The sequence below is a fragment of the Nostoc sp. genome, assembly GCF_036917195.1.
Taxonomy (GTDB): domain Bacteria; phylum Cyanobacteriota; class Cyanobacteriia; order Cyanobacteriales; family Nostocaceae; genus Nostoc.
Map to the genome: position 1 here is coordinate 51,452 of NZ_JBALDG010000041.1, position 16,914 is coordinate 68,365.

At 42.3% G+C, this 16,914-nt stretch carries 17 protein-coding genes and 1 pseudogene; 9 read left to right on the forward strand and 9 right to left on the reverse strand.

Annotation, left to right across the window (positions count from 1 at the left end):
• Positions 1–166: 166 nt before the first annotated feature.
• The 4 genes and pseudogenes from V7K40_RS14605 to V7K40_RS14620 all read right to left on the reverse strand — a co-directional run.
• Positions 167–373, reverse strand: coding sequence for a phycobilisome linker polypeptide (locus tag V7K40_RS14605; protein WP_012411143.1), 207 nt, complete (start codon positions 371–373; stop codon positions 167–169).
• A gap of 222 nt (positions 374–595) precedes the next feature.
• Entirely contained in the window at positions 596–1,084 is a 489-nt protein-coding gene (apcB, locus tag V7K40_RS14610) for an allophycocyanin subunit beta (protein ID WP_334960710.1), read from the reverse strand.
• A gap of 65 nt (positions 1,085–1,149) precedes the next feature.
• Positions 1,150–1,635 carry an allophycocyanin subunit alpha gene (apcA, locus tag V7K40_RS14615; RefSeq protein WP_334960712.1) on the reverse strand — a complete coding sequence of 162 codons (486 nt, stop codon included), beginning with the start codon at positions 1,633–1,635 and terminating at the stop codon, positions 1,150–1,152.
• A gap of 379 nt (positions 1,636–2,014) precedes the next feature.
• Positions 2,015–5,326, reverse strand: a pseudogene (locus tag V7K40_RS14620) (phycobilisome rod-core linker polypeptide); the annotation flags it as partial.
• 539 nt (positions 5,327–5,865) lie between these two features.
• Here V7K40_RS14620 and V7K40_RS14625 point away from each other — a divergent pair.
• The gene (locus V7K40_RS14625) at positions 5,866–6,396 is read left to right on the forward strand and encodes a hypothetical protein (protein WP_334960714.1); all 531 of its coding nucleotides are present in this window, start codon (positions 5,866–5,868) and stop codon (positions 6,394–6,396) included.
• On the opposite strand, the gene V7K40_RS14630 is transcribed toward V7K40_RS14625, so the two are convergent.
• Positions 6,397–7,167 (reverse strand): 2-phosphosulfolactate phosphatase, encoded by a 771-nt coding sequence (locus V7K40_RS14630; RefSeq protein WP_334960716.1) that lies wholly within the window; start codon positions 7,165–7,167, stop codon positions 6,397–6,399.
• 174 nt (positions 7,168–7,341) lie between these two features.
• On the opposite strand from V7K40_RS14630, the gene V7K40_RS14635 reads away from it, so the two are divergent.
• Both V7K40_RS14635 and V7K40_RS14640 read left to right on the forward strand, forming a co-directional pair.
• Positions 7,342–7,722 carry a hypothetical protein gene (locus tag V7K40_RS14635; RefSeq protein ID WP_334960718.1) on the forward strand — a complete coding sequence of 127 codons (381 nt, stop codon included), beginning with the start codon at positions 7,342–7,344 and terminating at the stop codon, positions 7,720–7,722.
• Positions 7,719–8,087, forward strand: coding sequence for a type II toxin-antitoxin system VapC family toxin (locus tag V7K40_RS14640; protein ID WP_334960720.1), 369 nt, complete (start codon positions 7,719–7,721; stop codon positions 8,085–8,087). Before V7K40_RS14635 ends, V7K40_RS14640 begins: the two co-directional genes overlap by 4 nt.
• Before the next feature lie 79 nt (positions 8,088–8,166).
• Here V7K40_RS14640 and V7K40_RS14645 read toward each other — a convergent pair whose 3' ends face one another.
• The 4 genes from V7K40_RS14645 to V7K40_RS14660 are packed head-to-tail and all read right to left on the reverse strand — an operon-like array spanning position 8,167 to position 11,975.
• On the reverse strand, positions 8,167–8,814 hold the full coding sequence (locus tag V7K40_RS14645; RefSeq protein ID WP_334960739.1) for a hypothetical protein: 648 nt from the start codon (positions 8,812–8,814) through the stop codon (positions 8,167–8,169).
• The gene (locus V7K40_RS14650; protein WP_334960722.1) at positions 8,744–10,528 is read right to left on the reverse strand and encodes a hypothetical protein; all 1,785 of its coding nucleotides are present in this window, start codon (positions 10,526–10,528) and stop codon (positions 8,744–8,746) included. The genes V7K40_RS14645 and V7K40_RS14650 overlap by 71 nt, the downstream gene beginning before the upstream one ends.
• A 6-nt stretch (positions 10,529–10,534) precedes the next feature.
• Entirely contained in the window at positions 10,535–11,305 is a 771-nt protein-coding gene (locus tag V7K40_RS14655; protein ID WP_334960724.1) for a PP2C family serine/threonine-protein phosphatase, read from the reverse strand.
• 10 nt (positions 11,306–11,315) lie between these two features.
• The gene (locus tag V7K40_RS14660; RefSeq protein WP_334960726.1) at positions 11,316–11,975 is read right to left on the reverse strand and encodes a VWA domain-containing protein; all 660 of its coding nucleotides are present in this window, start codon (positions 11,973–11,975) and stop codon (positions 11,316–11,318) included.
• 251 nt (positions 11,976–12,226) lie between these two features.
• Between V7K40_RS14660 and V7K40_RS14665 the strand changes: the two genes are divergently transcribed.
• The 6 genes from V7K40_RS14665 (at position 12,227) to V7K40_RS14690 (ending at position 16,694) form a co-directional block, all read left to right on the forward strand.
• A complete protein-coding gene (locus V7K40_RS14665; protein WP_334960728.1) occupies positions 12,227–12,466 on the forward strand; it encodes a XisI protein in 240 nt (79 codons plus the stop codon).
• Between the two features lie 82 nt (positions 12,467–12,548).
• The gene (locus V7K40_RS14670; protein ID WP_334960730.1) at positions 12,549–13,730 is read left to right on the forward strand and encodes a class I SAM-dependent methyltransferase; all 1,182 of its coding nucleotides are present in this window, start codon (positions 12,549–12,551) and stop codon (positions 13,728–13,730) included.
• Between the two features lie 548 nt (positions 13,731–14,278).
• Complete coding sequence (locus V7K40_RS14675; protein ID WP_334960741.1) at positions 14,279–14,722, forward strand: ATP synthase subunit I; 444 nt, start codon at positions 14,279–14,281, stop codon at positions 14,720–14,722.
• 60 nt (positions 14,723–14,782) lie between these two features.
• Positions 14,783–15,544 (forward strand): F0F1 ATP synthase subunit A, encoded by a 762-nt coding sequence (gene atpB / locus V7K40_RS14680; RefSeq protein ID WP_012411161.1) that lies wholly within the window; start codon positions 14,783–14,785, stop codon positions 15,542–15,544.
• A 149-nt stretch (positions 15,545–15,693) separates the two neighbouring features.
• Positions 15,694–15,939 (forward strand): ATP synthase F0 subunit C, encoded by a 246-nt coding sequence (atpE, locus tag V7K40_RS14685; protein ID WP_012411162.1) that lies wholly within the window; start codon positions 15,694–15,696, stop codon positions 15,937–15,939.
• A 323-nt stretch (positions 15,940–16,262) separates the two neighbouring features.
• A complete protein-coding gene (locus V7K40_RS14690; RefSeq protein ID WP_298909033.1) occupies positions 16,263–16,694 on the forward strand; it encodes a F0F1 ATP synthase subunit B' in 432 nt (143 codons plus the stop codon).
• The last annotated feature ends 220 nt before the right edge of the window (positions 16,695–16,914 follow it).

Below are 16,914 nucleotides of genomic sequence, written 5' to 3' on the forward strand. Positions count from 1 at the left end.
AAATAATATCTTGAGAAATTCTAGGTATTTACTTCAAACAGGGTACATATACGGAAGTGGACAGAAGATATATATATTATAAAAGCTAATTATACACATTCTCAACAAAAAAGAGGTCTTTGCTGACCTCTTACTAATTCTCTAAAATAACGTTCTATTTACAGAATTACGACAAGCCAGTATTAGCACCTTGCTTACCAGTTGCCAGTTCCACCTTGATTATTTTGCCACCTGCTTTTTGGATGCGTTGCTGTTCGCGGAACCAGTTTTCATAGGGAACTAGCTTAGTGAAGTAAGTATTTTGCAGTTCGCGTTGGGTACGAATTCGGGTTTGGCTGGGAACTAGAGCAGTAATTTTAAACAAACGGGACATATTTTGAAAATCTCCTGTATACTTTGTGAAAACTTTTTTTATCTCAAAATCTTGAGTGCAAATCCTTTAATATTCAAAGCCTGGAAATCAAACATCAATACTAGACCACCAACACTCATCACTGATAATTTACCAAGATAAGCAATATAACGTTCTAGCACTCACAGTTGATTTCCAGACCTTAATAAAGCCGCACCTAAATTCTTAAGCGCAAACTAGTTCTTAGCTTAAGCCAGAAGAAATATAGTCTAAGTAAACACCCATTTCCTTACCAGCATCAGAACCAACCAAGCTAGCGGTTACTTCCTTGATTGCTTGGATAGCTTGCACGGTAGCACCAACGGGAACTCCTAAAGAGTTGTAGGTTTCCTTCAAGCCATTTAATACACGCTCATCCAAAATGGAAGGATCGCCAGCTAACATAGCGTAGGTGGCATAGCGGAGGTAGTAATCCAAATCACGGATGCAAGCAGCATAGCGGCGGGTAGTGTACATGTTGCCGCCGGGACGGGTGATGTCAGAGTATAGCAAAGATTTTGCTACAGCTTCTTTGACGATCGCAGCAGCGTTGGCGCTGATGGTGCTAGCAGCACGTACCCGCAGTTCGCCAGTAGAGAAGTAGCCTTTTAGCTTCTCTAAAGCAGAAGTGTCTAGGTATTTACCTTGAACGTCTGCGGAGTTAATGACAGCGGTAATTGCGTCTTGAGCCATGTTGTTAATTCCTTATTTCCAACCGTATTGCAATACTTCTGTTTCGGCAGGGAAACAGCATCACCTTATAGCAGGGCGCCAACTAAGTAGTCGAAGTAGCCACCAGCTTCAGCAGCGTCATCACCAGACAGCAATGTACCAGCTACATTCTTCAGCCCACGGATTCCTTCAGCAACACCATCAATAGGGGTTCCCAAGGACTTGTACAGTTCACGGGCACCGATAACACCAATTTCTTCAATCGGGGTAACATCACCAGCAACGATACCGTAGGTAACGAGGCGGAGGTAGTAATCTAGGTCACGTAGACAAGTAGCAGTCAATTCTTGACCGTAAGCGTTCCCACCAGGAGACACAACGTCAGGACGCTTTTGGAACAGTTGATCGCCAGCTTGCTTAACCAGCCGTTCACGATTTTCTGTCAAAACTTGAGCAATCCGCACACGGCGTTCACCACTGGCAACAAAGGATTTGATCCGATCCAATTCACCAGGGCTGAGATAGCGAGCTTCTGCGTCAGCATTCACGATAGCTTTCGTGACGATACTCATTAATGGATTCCTCCAATACTAATGAAACCAGGATTTGATTAAACTGGTACGACTTTAATTTGGTTCACTGAGTTTATTCTCTAGTTCTTTTAGATACAACAGTTTAATAACTGCTATAGCTAATGAATTAGGAGTTTTCTTGAGTCAACACAAGTACACAAGCTTTTAAACTCAGTTACCTTCCGCAAAACATTTTCCGGCATTCTGTTGAGCATTTATGACTGATCTTAACACTTTGTAATATTGCTTTTCAGAATTCCCTGTTTTAGCTGTAATCTGAGAGCAATATTACGAAAGGTTACAAAGGGATATTGGGTATTGGGCATTGAGAAGAAAATTAACTCCTCAGTCACCAATCCCCAACCCCTATTCCCTATTCAGCCGCCTGTACACTGCCGAGGTAGTTACCTGCTGGCAGAGATGGGAAGCGGTTGTAAGGCACAACATCTTCACCGAAGTAGCGGCTATATTCTGGGCTTTCGACTATTGCTTCTACAGCAGCCGACAAACCACTATCAGCTAGCAGCTTCTTATACTGGCGAATTTCTTCCTGAGTTGTGGGTGTACGCCCCAACAGGTGACGGAAGAGGAACTCAATTACCTTGCCATGAGGATAAGGTATGTGGAAGCGCTGGCGATAAATTTGGGAACTGGCTAGTTCACGCACAAACTCCCGGACGGAAATTTCACCATTTTGGAGTTTGCTGTCTAGATCAGTACGGCGGAAATTATCAGGCACTTCACCGCTAACATCCAACACTTGACAGTAAATGGCGTTAATTACCTGTTGTCTTTCGGTTGGGTTGGTGCTCTGTGCCAGACGGTAAATGCGTGCATGTTTACGCCCATCTAGCTCCACGGATTGTCCGCTACCATCGTTGTAGGAACGACCTAGTTCAGCAAATGAGAGCTGACTCTGGTTTATACCATTTGTTTGCGCTGATATATCTGCGATCGCCTGTATCGAAAGCGCTGTATCATTACTCACTCCCACGCGGGTTTGCACTGGCTTAAAGCTCGGTACAATCACGTCATCGTTTTGCTTGGTAAGCTGGTTGTACAACTTCTCCGTATTTGGGAAGTTTGCCGCAGGTAGGGTCGGGAAGCGACGGTAAGGCACCGTATCTTCACCAAATACCTGGTTATATTCCACACTATCTACCAGGGCACCGATAAAAGCACGAATACCTTGAGTAGCCAAAATCTGGTTATACTTGCGGATTTCTGCTTGATCTAGTGGCGCACGTCCTAAGAAGTGTTTGGTTCCCAACTCAATCACTTTGGTGTTGGGGTAGGGTGTGTAGAACTCTTTCAGGTAGAGGTTAGAGTAACCCAAACCTTCAATAAATTCCTTCACGCTGATTTCGCCGTTCCCCAGCTTGCTTTCCCATTTTGTAAATTCGTTTTTGGCGATGTAGGGGGCAATATCCCGCTCAAATATCTGACGATACGCAGCGCTGATCAAAGTTTTTACTGCAACCTTGTCAGTAGTATTCGCCACCAATTTGAAGATTTTGGTCTGTTCCCGTTGCTTGCTGACACCTTGGTTAATGCGGAACTGAATATCTGGTTCTGACCGTTTTTCTGTAACTGTACCCAGTGTCACAAAGCTCGGCGTTACTTCCTTCTGGATTTTCGCAGCAACATCATCACGAATGCTACCAACGCGCAATTGTCGCCCTGCTACACCACCAGGAGTTAGATACCGTTCGTAAGGGATTGTATCTTCACCAAATGCTTCGCTGTATTCTACGCTGTTAATAATGGCATCAACTACTGCGTAAAAGCCTTGTTTGGCAGCGATGTCAAAGTACTTGTTGATTTCTTGACGACCATAAGTCGGACGACCCAACAAGCGGCGGTGAATATACTCGATCGCTTTACAAACATACAGCGATGACCAGTACAGATTGCGGAATACGTCTGACTTAGCTAGAGCACGGATAAACTCCCGCACGGAAATTTGGCCGTTTTCCAGCTTGATTTCCAATACCTTTTGCCGCTGACCTTCGTAAACATCACGACCGAAAACTTGCAGGTAAGCAGCTCTAATTACTGCTTGAGTAGAGCTTTCGGAGAATCTGACGCTAGAACCTTTGGCAGCTTTTCTACCAACAGTACCAGGCAGTTGGTCTAATTTGAACACCTTAGATCCAAGGGTACCAGGAGCTTCACCCCGCGCCTTGGGATTACTATTTTGGTTATTAATCCCTGCTCCTTGGTAAATTAGGATGCGCTTGGTATCCTTACCAAAAGGAGCCGGACTGGTGCTGGGGTTGCGAGTTTCTTTCGGGAAAATTGCCCCAAACTGAATTTCCAAGGGGTCATTCCCAGAACCGTAAGGATGCTGATCTGGTAGCGGTTGTTCGTAAGCAGCAAATGTGGTGAGGAACTGAGGTATCTTGCGGAAAGGCGCACTGTAGTTAAACAGGTCTTGCTGCGGTCCCCAGTTGCGACATTCTTGTGCTTCTTGACCCAGACCCCGGAGGTAAGGTACTGTTTCTTCACCAAAATAGTCGCCGTATTCAGCAGAATCTACTAAGGCATCTACCAAGGCTGATAGACCACCGTTAGAAATAATGGAGAAGTATTTTTGTACTTCTTCGCGGCTACTTGGCCCCCGTCCCAGAATATGACGGAAAGCTAGTTCAATGACTCGGCTGTTAATAAAAGGCTGGTAAAACTGTTTTTGGTAAAGGGGAGATTTAGCTAGACGACGGACAAACTCCTTCACGGAGATGTCGCCATTTTTCACCTTGGATTCTAGGTCAGATATAGACAAGCTATAAGCACGGGTAATATCGCGCTCAAAGATTTGCCGATATGCAGCCTTAATTACCTCATTTTTTTCGCTACTTGATAACCCAGTCTTCATCACAAACTTGGGACGCCGTTCTGCCGCACTAAAGTAAATTTGCGGTAGTTCCAACCCTTGCTGGTCGCTAGAGGGGCGTTGGCGCAGTTTATTTGAAGGTGTGGCTGCTTTGAATTCTGTTAGCAAAACATCCATGTACTGAGACACAATCTCTATAGCCTCAGCATCATTGCGGAAAAAGGAAAGTGACCCAGCTTTGATTTCCTGCAAAGCTACTAGCGTTGCTTCACCAGAGCAGGCATTTTCAATTATTTCCCGCAAACCTCGTGTGTTCACCGCTATGATGTTGGGGTCTCCAGCAACGATCGCATAAGTAGCGTAGCGCAAGAACCAGGATAAATCCCGCAAGCTCTTGGCCATGTTGCTCGGACCATAACGGGCAATGTTAATTGGTCTGAAACCTGGAGGTGTCGGCCCACTGGGGGATGAGTTAAAGATTGAGCGTAAATTTTCTAGGAACCCACCACGACTTTCAACGTAGGTTACAGTTCCCAGTTGCATCCCTTGTTGAACATTAGCACCAGCACTAACAGGTACTATTTCTACTGCTCTAGGCTTTTCTAGAAAAGCCATTGGCGAACCACCGACAAAAATCCGGTTGGCAGCTCGAGATACGATAATCTCGGCATTTTCCGTAAGCCTCTGGGAAATTTCTAGACGCTTTGCACCAGATGCAAAATAGCTTGCCAGTTCATTTAGTTCACCACTTCCCAAAAAGCGGTCTTGCTGCTCCGCTTGGGTAATTGTCGCAACAGCTAGGGTTTGATATAGTTGCGGACGCGCAACTGAGCTTCCACCACTCGCCTTAACACTCATCGGATTTGTAAAACTCCCATCATAAGCGTTTATGTGTTAAGTCTGGATCGTTTTGAGGCTTGACACATCGCTGTGTCTATGCTATTTGAGCTTGAGAGTACTGCCTGCAAAACTGCCAGTAAATTAACCCAGTTAGCTTTTAGATTAAAACGTTTTGCGTTCTCAAGGCGGGTTTATTAAGAAGTGTGTAGAACCTGTAGCTTTTATCCATGCAATCTCAAAAATAGATACTCTTATTTGCTGAGATAAAATCTAAGTTTTGTAACTCAGTACTAGGGTAGGCATGGTCTACCGACGCCGAAAACTTCGATTTTGATAGTTTGTGGCAGTGTCTACCCTAGAATTATTGCAATTTGTGCAAAATCTCAGTTGAAATAAAATTCCCTTCAGTAAGTCAGTGGACAGTAGTCATTAGTCAATGTTAAGTTATTTTTGCTACTTAGTCACTTAAAATTAAGAAATAATCCCACCCTGGAAATAATTCTTAAATTGTCGTGGTTTAAGCATTAGCTATCAGCATTCTTTAACCGGAAAATACTATGCACAAAAGTTCTAAATTTAACTATTTATTCAATGCTACTTTGTCTGCGATCGCAGTTATTTTAGCTGTCACTCCTGCAAATGCGCTTCCAGAACAAAATATTAGCACCGTTGTTAAATGGGCAAAAACTCGATCACAACTACCAACTCTGAGATACAACACCGAAGCCCACGGTTATGAGGGTACAAAGGGAAATTTATACTTTTATGCTGATGTTACAGAACAAAATGGGAGAGTGACCAAAGAAGGAATAACCGTTAGTGGTGACGATCGCCTTAAATTCACCACAAAAAATGTCAAAGCGGTGAAACTGTTACAAAATATTTATAATTCCAACATCGCTAATGACTTCCAGAAGTCTGAGTATGTCACCAAAGTTGGTCGTGACCAGTTTTATCGTGGGCAAAAGTTTGCTTACATAACTGCTCAGGTGCAGGGTGGGTCATCATTTCAGATAATTCCCTTGAGAAATCTGCCAGAATTTATAAATAATGCCAAATATTGCCAAACTAATCAATGTGACCTTTGATTAAGTGTGTTTCCTGGAATTTACATAAGCATTATCAGTAAACAAAGGCACGCAATCACTAACGTTGTAGGCGGCGGACAGTTCAACATCTGACTCAAAACCTTTTTCAATCAACTCTTTACCAGAACTGCATTTTTTCAAGTACCCCAGTAAATCCTGCCGGAAAGCTTGAAATGTTGCCACAGCCACTTCGGCTTCTGGTGATAAACTGCCATGTAAATAACTGAGAATTGCCCCAGCACCAATTAAATCTTCAAATGCAGGTCTTAGGCTACCATCCTCTTTCCACCTCTCACCTGCAGGAATCACAGCGATTTTATCACCATACTTTTGAGCAAACTGTGCTACAGCTTGGCAATTTCGCAAGCAGCCAGCCAAAGTTGGTGTATTCCTAGTATGTAAAGTCAGAAAAGAACCATTAGGTGAGGGTAAAACTAGTCTAGTTCCAGCAGGAATTTGAGTCACCGATTTTGGCGAGAGGGAATATCCAGTTGTAGTCCAACGTTGTCTATGACTTGCTAACTCTGCTTGTACTGAGTTGGCGTAATCTATAACAGATTCATCTCTCATGGCGTAGGGAAAAATTATCGCACCATTGTTGGTGGCAATTTCCACGCAGGTAGAAAAAGAGAGAACCTCAACTATCACAACTACATCACTGATGGGAGCGAGTTTAGCAACTCCTTGTGACCCCCATTCACAGCGTAAATTAAACTCTGATTGGTTGTAAATCATTGGAGCGATCGCAAAAGACAATATGACAAAAATCAAACCATAGATAAGTCAGCTAGTGTAAATAATTAAAGGTTTATATTAAGCCTAAAATGTGCTAATTTTAGAAATGAAACCTTCTCTACGAGATGCTACCCAACTCTACAAACTAAAGGTTGTAAATAAGTAGGTCAACAGTTATAATCAATATAAAATTTACAGGTTAAAAATATTATGAATTTAACTGTAAAAACTTATCCAAACAATACTGCACCCAAGTTAACTTATGATGTATTAATTGAAAATCAACCAGATGGTACAGTTAAAGCAACATTGCTAAGTTTACCAGATTGTCAAGGTTTAGGAAATACTGAAACGGAAGCGATAGAAAAACTTAGTCAAAGTTTGCAAACTCGGTTAGAAACAGCCAAGATTGTGACTTTAGAAATTGAACCTCCCCAAACCGAAAACCCTTGGATGAAATTTGCGGGTATGTTCAAGGACGATCCGCAATTTGACGAGATGCTGGCATATATAGAAGCCGATCGCCGTGAACTTGATGCACAAATGGAGAGATATTATCAGCAACTTGATGCGGAGAATGAAACTAAGTGAGTTTGTGGATACTTGATACAGATTGCGTCTCACTTTTTCAAGAGCAGCATCCAATTCTCACACAGCATATCAATGCAGTTAATCCTGAAGACATTGCCATAACGATAATCACAGTTGAAGAACAACTGCGTGGGAGGTTTAATATCATCAGAAGGACTTCCTCATCTGATGCATTGGTATTAGCTTATGCAAAGCTAGAGACTACCTTAGAGTTTTTCAAAAATGTGCGATCGCTAGGATTTGACCAGTATGCTATTAATTGTTACGAAGACTTGATTCGTCAAAGAATCCGCGTTGGTACTCAAGATTTTAATATTGTGTCGGTTCAGCTTGAGCAAACATATCAGCATGATCATAAAATATGACGTATCTCTCAGCCGGACACCATGTTAAATCGGTGATAGATTCATTTTTTTACTAGCTTTGCTGCTTTATGAACACCGCTTATTTCTTTATAGATGTGATAATTATTCCTATTATAAATATAATAAAAAAGGCTCCTAATACCCACCAAATTAAACTAGATGGAATAAGATAACGTAACACTGTTGAACCTAATATTGACAAAATAGGAATAATTGGATTTGTGGTAGATGATTTTTGAGATGTATTGTTTACCGCTTTATTACTTGTCTGGTTTTTTGCAGAAGTAGGATTTACTGATAAAGAAGTATTTTGGGCAACGGCACTTTGAAAAATACTTTGTTTACTAACCTTATTAGGTGATGGTAAATTTGCAGACTGATTAGTTTGCGAAAGTTGAGATTGATTTGGCTGGACTGAAGATGAAGTAGGTGTAGTAGTAGATGATGCAAGCTGCCAAATATTGATAGTCTTGTCAAAGCTAGCACTGGCAAGCTTTTTCCCATCTAGACTGAAAGCTACGGAAGTTACATGGCAGGAATGCGAATGCCTCTTAAGGGTGTAGATTTCTCTTGCCGTGCCTACATCCCATAGTTTGATAGTATTGTCACTACTCCCACTGGCAATGGTTTTTCCATCTGGGCTGAAGGCAACTGAACTAACCAAGCATGAATGTGCCTGGATAGTATGGATTTGCGCTCCTGTTGTGACATCCCACAGTTTGATAATGTTGTTTTGACTGCCACTGGCAAGGGTTTTGCCATCTGGACTGAAGGGCAACCGACCAAACCCAGTGGGAATGGGGGAGAGTGCGGATTTGCCCTCCTGTTTTGACATCCCACAGTTTGATAGTGTTGTCGTAACTCCCACTAGCAAGGGTTTTTCCATCTGGACTGAAGGCAACCGACCAAACCCATTGGGAATGCGCTTGGAGAGTGCGGATTTGCGCTCCTGTTTTGACATCCCACAGTTTGATAGTGTTATCAGAACTACCACTAGCAAGGGTTTTTCCATCTGGGCTGAAGGCAACTGAACGAAGCGAGTCGGAATGCGCTTGGATAGTATGGATTTGCGCTCCTGTTGTGATATCCCACAGTTTGATAGTGTTGTCGGAACTACCACTAGCAAGGATTTTGCCATCTGGACTGAAGGCAACCGAACGAACTAAGCCGGAATGCGCCTGGAGAGTGCAGATTTGCGCTCCTGTTTTGACATCCCACAATTTGATAGTCTTGTCATCACTCCCACTGGCAAGCATTTTGTCATCTAAACTGAAAGCTACGGAATTCACAGAGCTGGAATGCCCTTGGAGGGTATGGATTTGCCCTCCTATTGCGATATTTTCTAAAGTTTTATCCGCGGCAAAAGTTTCCGGTTGTGATGTTGATACAGCAAAAGCAGACTGTTGTTTTGGTCTAGCAAAGCTAGGGAATATATCAACACCAAGTTTATTGGAACGATCGCACCAATAACACTTACTATAAGTTCGGCTGTAATAGTGGCTATCTACCTTTCCACAGATAGTTAACTGATTAACAGCAAGTCTAAGCGCCTTTACCCAATCCCCAGCAGTTGGGCGCAAGTTAGAATTTTTATAACCATCGTTAAAGCATCTGAGAAAACATCGCTGAACCTCTGGGTGAACAATCTCAAGAGGAATTGTCCTTTCTACAGGTTGAATCAAACCGTTTGGTTCATACAACCATAAACCATGACGGATACGCTCATTAGTTTCTGGAGTTTCCCCCGCGCCTATCCACTTTCCTGCAAAAGGACTTTCACCACCAAACAACAACTGATAGATAATCACTGCTAACCGGAAGCGATCGTGTACTTCCGTTTGATCAATGCTAGAAAAATCTTTATCAATCAGTTCCGGTGGTGTAAAGCCCTCTGAACCAACTAGACAACGATAAACCTTATTATTTTTCGGATTCCGAACCTGAAAAGAATCAGTATCAATAATTGAAGGTAAGGCGCGATCGTTTACAAGAATATTTTGCGGCTTGATGTCACCCACAACATAGCCAGAAATGTGAATTGCTTCAATAATTGAGGCGATATTCAACGCTGTTGTGTGGAAAAAACGCCAATCAACGTCAAGTTTCAAAGCCTTTCTTTGCTTGGGATTGTATACATCAATAAGTTGTTTTGCTTCCTTAATTTCCGGCATCAAAAAGCCCACGCAATTAGCCTGAGCATCTTTCAGTACCGACTTAGGCCAAGCGAAAGAAATATGATTCAGGTGAGAGTTTGGCTCTTTGGGTCGGTGCGTTATCATCACCGCTAACTTTTGCACATGCTCAGGAGTTGGCAAGTGGTAAATTTTCGCTAAGTAACCATTGCGATTAGTTCGCAAAACTTTACCTTCACCACTATCAGCTATTGGTTCACCCAGCAGAGTAATCGATTGACCCGTACTGGCACAGGTGAGAACTGTCATCGAATTTTACTCTCTATCAAACAAGCACAAAAGTAAGGTTTTATCATCATCGGTGCGAGAATTTAGCCGTTCAGAATTGAGGAATTCCGTAAGATATTTATCTTTATCCTCTGGATTAAGAGTTTCTTGCAAGTATTCCTCAAAAGGTTTAAAAAAAGGTGGGAAAGGTTTCCAGTCGCTCAAGCGAATTGCAACTTTTTCTAGTCCATCAGTGGAAGCACAAATAAACTTTTGTTTTTGTGAAATAACCTCTACCTGCATTTCTTTTAATGCATTTTTTGAAGTGATAAAAGTCGTTTCATTAGCAAACTCACCTTTATCTGGCTGAAATAACAGTTTATATTCTGGCTCTTGGGAACGCATTACAATAAATCCATCCCCGATTTGCATAGCTGCAATGCAGTCAGGAGTTGCCAGGAAAACCAATAACGTACAAGCTAAATCATTGACAGAATAATTTTCTTTGTCTGCTTGATTATGCAATTCTGTAATAACTTGGTTCACGATCTCAGCAAACAGTTTCTCAGCTTCTTCTTTGGACAGTGGTTGAGAATCTTGCTTCTGACGATATTCATAAATATCAGAAAAGCATTTGAGTACCGTTTTTACCGCCAACTTAGACCCAATATCAGAGTATTTAGCACTACCAGCACCATCAGCAACAGCACCTACAATCACATCATCAAAGATGCAATAAGCCCCATAATCTTGACAATCTATCCCCTGGTTTTGATGACTCGTTCCAATCGCGTAACGTGCAACAGCTTTCCAATTCACAAAATTTCCTCTAACTAGTAATTTGACCCCATCCCATAGCCGGTAAAGCTACAGCTTGCCCTACTTTGCCACTCGAAACCCGTTTCATCGAAGCAGAAAGCCAGACAAACAGCTCGCGAAAATCTAAGCCATTTAATGTAACTGGTGAACCTTGAGGAGGGGAAATTTGTTTGAGGATATTCATATCAGCATCCTTTACACCAACTGCGAAAAATGACAGTCGGCTTTGTGCTTCTGCTTCTCTCAACCTTTGCGCGGCTGAATCCCAGGAGTCATTTGGCTCTCCGTCTGTAATCAAAAATACCCAAGGGCGATAATAGAGAATACCGTTGTCTTTATAAGTCTGTTTGCGGTTTTCTAGAAAATCCAAAGCATACTCAATTGCCCCACCCATTGGGGTTAAACCATCTACTTCCAATGTAGGCGGTGTAAATTGGTCAATCGTCACAAAGTCTTGTATCAGTTTAACTATAGGGCCAAATGTAATCATGGCCACTTCTACACTCAGCGATGCTTGGGAATCTTTTACTACATCTTCTTTGAAAGCAGCAAGTCCTCGATTTAACTCTTGGATAGGCTGACCTGACATAGAGCCAGAAGTATCGAGTAACAGAATTACAGGGCAACGATTTTCTGGATTTTCAACGAATTCAGGCATTCCTACAGCCATTGAATACTCCTGATTAAGTAAATTATTATACAAAATCACAATTAAATCTTATTAGCTAATAAATACTTAAACACTAGTGTTTTTACTGAAACAAATTTCCTGCTTAAAATATATGGGCTGATGGCGAGCATAATTATCTGTATACCTGAAGGACATTGTTTTATGGAAGGAATAAATTACTCTCAAATTATTCAAGAGATTTTAAATAACCATTCCGCAAATGACGTAGCTAATGGCACGGAGTTCAATTGTTGTTTGACCTAGAACGCCATCATTATCAAGTCTTAAATATTGGCTGGAAAGAACAACGGAGAATTTATGGAGTTATCATTCATGTTGATATAAAAGACAATAAAATTTGGATACAAAGAGATGGTACAGAAATCGGTATCGCTAATGAATTAATTGCTGCTGGAGTACCTAAAGAAGATATTGTATTAGGATTTCACGCTCCTTATAAACGCGAATTTACTGACTTTGCTGTTGGATAAATAGCAGTAAATAAGCAATAGTAATCTTTGCTCTAATCAGCCACTATCCGTTAAACTCAGAAATGCTGCGTTATCCCTCATCATGTCCGATTCCCAAACTGTCAGTGCTGCTGTTGCCAAACTCTACAATACCTACCCCTTTCCGCCGGAAGCCCTGTTGGATGAACCACCTCCAGGCTACAACTGGCGCTGGAATTGGCTAGCTGCTCATAACTTCTGTACAGGTCAAAAACCTCAAAAGCAAGATATTCGGATTTTAGATGCAGGTTGCGGTACAGGTGTGAGTACGGAATACCTGGTTCACCTCAATCCCCAGGCTTCTGTTGTGGGAATTGACCTCAGTACAGGCGCTTTGGCTGTAGCAAAAGAACGTTGTCAGCGTTCAGGGGCTACCCGCGTTGAATTTCATAACCTCAGTTTGTTTGACGTGGAACAGTTGCCGGGTGAGTTTGATTTAATTAACTGTGTTGGCGTTTTGCATCATACGCTTGATCCAATTCGCGGTATTCAAGCTTTGGCGAAGAAGTTAGCCCCAGGCGGCTTAATGCACATTTTTGTGTACGGAGAGTTGGGACGTTGGGAAATTCAACTCATGCAAAAAGCGATCGCCCTTCTTCAAGGCGACAAAAAAGGCGACTATCGCGATGGTGTCCAAGTCGGGCGACAAATATTTTCTTCTTTACCAGAAAATAACCGAATTGTCAAATCCGAAAAGCAGCGTTGGTCATTAGAAAACCACAAGGATGAACACTTTGCCGATATGTACGTTCACCCCCAGGAAATTGACTATAACATTGAGACGCTGTTTGAATTAATAGATGCTTCGGGATTGGAGTTTATTGGCTTCTCTAATCCGAGTTTCTGGGATTTGGAGAGACTTTTGGGCAAAGCACCAGAGTTAGTAGAACGGGCAAAAGAATTGAGCGATCGCCAGCTTTATCGTCTGATAGAATTACTAGATCCAGAAGTAACTCATTACGAGTTTTTCCTGAGTCGTCCTCCCCTCATCAAAGCCGACTGGTCAAACGATAACGCCGTACTGGCTGCGATTCCCGAACTTAATCCTTGTATTGAAGGATTTCCCAGTCAATGTTTCTTTAATTACGATTACCAGATTGTTAATTTATCAGTAGCAGAGTTTGAGTTTATGCAAAGATGTGATAGCAATTCCACAGTTGCAGAGATTTTGGCAGGTGTAGAACTGGGATTGGATGGGGTAAAAACGCTCCTCCGGCAGCAGTTGATTTTGTTGACACCTGCTTAATTACACTGTATTTCATTACTGGCTTAACAGAAGCAATTTATACTCGTGGTGATGAGCGATCGCCCATCACCACTTTTAGCAAATTAATGTAAATTAGGAAAATGCCTAAGAAACAGGGTATTGTACATCCCAAAAGTTGGAGTTTTCTGGAATTCAGCAGTGGTGCGATGTTTAATGACAAGCTGCTACTCTACGATTTCTGATTTGCAGTACGCCCATACACTCCTCAAGCACCAGTTGATTTTATTGACACCGACTTAATTCAAACAGCAAGATGCTATGTTACGACTTTGGAGGACAATTATTCACTCAAAAAACCTGGAATTGGAAGAAATTTGGAATTTTCAGGCAGTGATTATTGATTATTCACCCCCTTACTCTTTCACATCATCAGCCGCTCTCTCGCTTCTGGGGGCGCAATTTTACTGAGTGTCTAACGTTGACAAGAAGTTAATTGTTTTTTTCTAAAGTATTGTTACCGGATCGTGATATGATTCAGCTGACTGAATGTGCAGTCATCATATTTAGCTGTACTGGTTTCAAGTCCCGTGAGCTTGTCAGACGAATCAATTGCGCCCACTCCGACGACAACGCAACAAGATGCTAAAACTGGTTCTGGAGATACAGAATCAGGTAACTCTATGCAAGAGTTCTATCAACTCTTCCAGCAATTGTTGGTAATCACGCTTGTCTTGACGGGGGTTATTTTTATCTCTGTGTGGATTTTTTATTCCTTAAACATTGCCCTAAATTATTTAATTGGGGCGTGTGCAGGTGTGGTTTACTTAAAAATGCTGGCTAGAGACGTTGAGCAGCTCGGTAGTGAGAAAACCAGTCTGAGCAAAACCCGTTTTGCTCTGTTTATTGGAGTGATGATTGTGGCAACTCGATGGCGTGAGCTACAGATTCTGCCCATTTTTTTGGGATTTCTAACTTACAAAGCCACGCTCCTCGTCTATATGCTGCAAATTGCGTTCATTCCTGATTCTTAAAAAGTCAGGCTCACAAAGATAGTAATCCCATCCTCGCTCGTTGGGGAAAATGCTTGAAGAATGCAAATGCTTAGTGTCTTAAACGCCTTTAATTCTTTTCCCCTCGCCGAATTAGAAGTAGGTCATCATTTCTACTGGCAATTGGGCAATCTTAAAATTCATGGGCAAGTTTTTCTTACCTCATGGTTTGTGATTAGCATTTTAGTAGTGGCTTCAATAGCTGCTACTCGCAACGCACAAAGAATTCCCAAGGGCATCCAAAATTTGATGGAATATGCCCTAGAATTTATCCGGGATTTGGCAAAAAACCAACTTGGTGAGAAAGAGTACCGCCCTTGGGTGCCATTTATTGGCACATTGTTCTTGTTTATTTTCGTATCGAACTGGTCAGGTGCGCTAATTCCCTGGAAGCTGATCAAGCTACCTTCGGGCGAATTGGCAGCTCCCACCAATGACATCAATACGACTGTTGCATTGGCATTGCTAACCTCCTTAGCGTACTTTTACGCAGGTTTTAGCAAACGGGGTTTGGGCTACTTTAAGAAATATATAGAGCCAACACCTGTTTTGTTGCCGATCGCAATTCTCGAAGATTTCACCAAGCCCCTCTCCCTAAGCTTCCGTCTATTTGGTAATATTTTGGCGGATGAACTGGTAGTTGCGGTGCTGGTGCTGCTAGTTCCTCTATTTGTACCTCTGCCTGTAATGGCCTTAGGTTTATTTACCAGTGCCATTCAAGCCCTGGTTTTTGCCACCCTAGCCGGAGCATACATTCATGAGGCCATGGAGGGACATGGTGGAGAAGAACATGAGGAGCATTAAACTTCTCAGTTGATAGCACAGTTCCAAGAGCATTTTCGCTCAAAACATCGCAAAGCGCGATCTGAAGAACTCGGTGCAGCGTGAAAAACACGTCTCTAGTCGTTAACGTAATGTCTGTTAGTTTTGTAATCAAAGCAAGGAAAATCAACATGGATCCATTAGTGCAGGCTGCTTCAGTTCTCGCTGCTGCTTTAGCGATTGGTTTAGCTGCAATTGGCCCTGGTATTGGTCAAGGAAATGCTGCTGGACAAGCAGTAGAAGGTATTGCCCGTCAACCTGAAGCAGAAGGAAAAATTCGCGGTACTCTGCTATTAACCTTGGCATTCATGGAATCCTTGACTATCTATGGTCTAGTGATTGCTCTGGTATTGCTGTTTGCTAACCCCTTCGGCTAATACCTTAAAGTTTTTGTGAGTGTGGAGTCGTGAGTGATCACGCCTCTACAATCGAAATATTTTGGGTATCTTAATAGTTCTAATGTTCAATTGATTACCGATTTTGGATTTTGGATTTTGGATTATCAAGAGTTTTCGGTACATGCCCCTGAGCTATGCCTGCTCTAAAATCTAAGAGACGCTTCTATGTTGCTAACGCTACGCTATCGTCAATCTAAAGTCCAAAATTACTTGACCCTTGTTGGCTATGGGTTTCTAAAATATGAAAGGTTGGATGATGTTGCTAGCCATGAAAACTGCTACTCCAGCCAAAGAGGAGAGAAATGTTTGATTTCGATGCTACCTTGCCCTTCATGGCATTGCAATTCCTGCTATTGGCAGCCTTGTTGAATGCAATTTTCTATAAGCCATTAACCAAGGTACTAGATGATCGCGATAATTATATCCGAACGAATACCCTTGAGGCGCGGGAGAGCTTGGCTAAAGCCGAGCGCTTGGCTACCGAATATGAGCAGCAACTCGCAGAAGCTCGCAAACAATCGCAAGCTACCCTAGAAGCAGCTCAACTTGAAGCTAAGAAAATTACTGCCGAGAAAATAGCTGAGGCCCAAAAGGAAGCTCAGTCTCAACGAGAACAAGCTGCTGTTGAAATAGAACAACAAAAGCAGGAAGCTTTTCGCACCTTAGAGCAACAAGTTGATGCTCTCAGCAGGCAGATTCTAGAAAAACTATTGGGGCCAACTCCAGTTAGATAAGCTAACAAGACTGGTTCTGTAAAAGCATACGCGCAACTGGGGCCTAGTCCAGAGCGCTTAATTAAGTGTCAAAAAAAGGCACTTTTTCCCCTTCGGGGGAAAGATACTTAATTTCCCTACGGGGAAAAGATACTTAATTTCCCTACGGGGAAAAGATACTTAATTTCCCTACGGGGAAAAGATACTTAATTTCCCTACGGGGAAAAGATACTTAATTTCC

Bases quoted from the DNA above. Each gene is read 5' to 3' on its own strand.
- V7K40_RS14690 (WP_298909033.1), top strand. From the start codon at position 16,263: ATGTTTGATTTCGATGCTACCTTGCCCTTCATGGCATTGCAATTCCTG.
- atpB (WP_012411161.1), top strand. From the start codon at position 14,783: ATGCAAATGCTTAGTGTCTTAAACGCCTTTAATTCTTTTCCCCTCGCC.
- apcA (WP_334960712.1), bottom strand. From the start codon at position 1,635: ATGAGTATCGTCACGAAAGCTATCGTGAATGCTGACGCAGAAGCTCGC.
- atpE (WP_012411162.1), top strand. From the start codon at position 15,694: ATGGATCCATTAGTGCAGGCTGCTTCAGTTCTCGCTGCTGCTTTAGCG.
- V7K40_RS14660 (WP_334960726.1), bottom strand. From the start codon at position 11,975: ATGGCTGTAGGAATGCCTGAATTCGTTGAAAATCCAGAAAATCGTTGC.
- V7K40_RS14670 (WP_334960730.1), top strand. From the start codon at position 12,549: ATGTCCGATTCCCAAACTGTCAGTGCTGCTGTTGCCAAACTCTACAAT.
- V7K40_RS14625 (WP_334960714.1), top strand. From the start codon at position 5,866: ATGCACAAAAGTTCTAAATTTAACTATTTATTCAATGCTACTTTGTCT.
- V7K40_RS14650 (WP_334960722.1), bottom strand. From the start codon at position 10,528: ATGACAGTTCTCACCTGTGCCAGTACGGGTCAATCGATTACTCTGCTG.
- V7K40_RS14605 (WP_012411143.1), bottom strand. From the start codon at position 373: ATGTCCCGTTTGTTTAAAATTACTGCTCTAGTTCCCAGCCAAACCCGA.
- V7K40_RS14635 (WP_334960718.1), top strand. From the start codon at position 7,342: ATGAATTTAACTGTAAAAACTTATCCAAACAATACTGCACCCAAGTTA.
- apcB (WP_334960710.1), bottom strand. From the start codon at position 1,084: ATGGCTCAAGACGCAATTACCGCTGTCATTAACTCCGCAGACGTTCAA.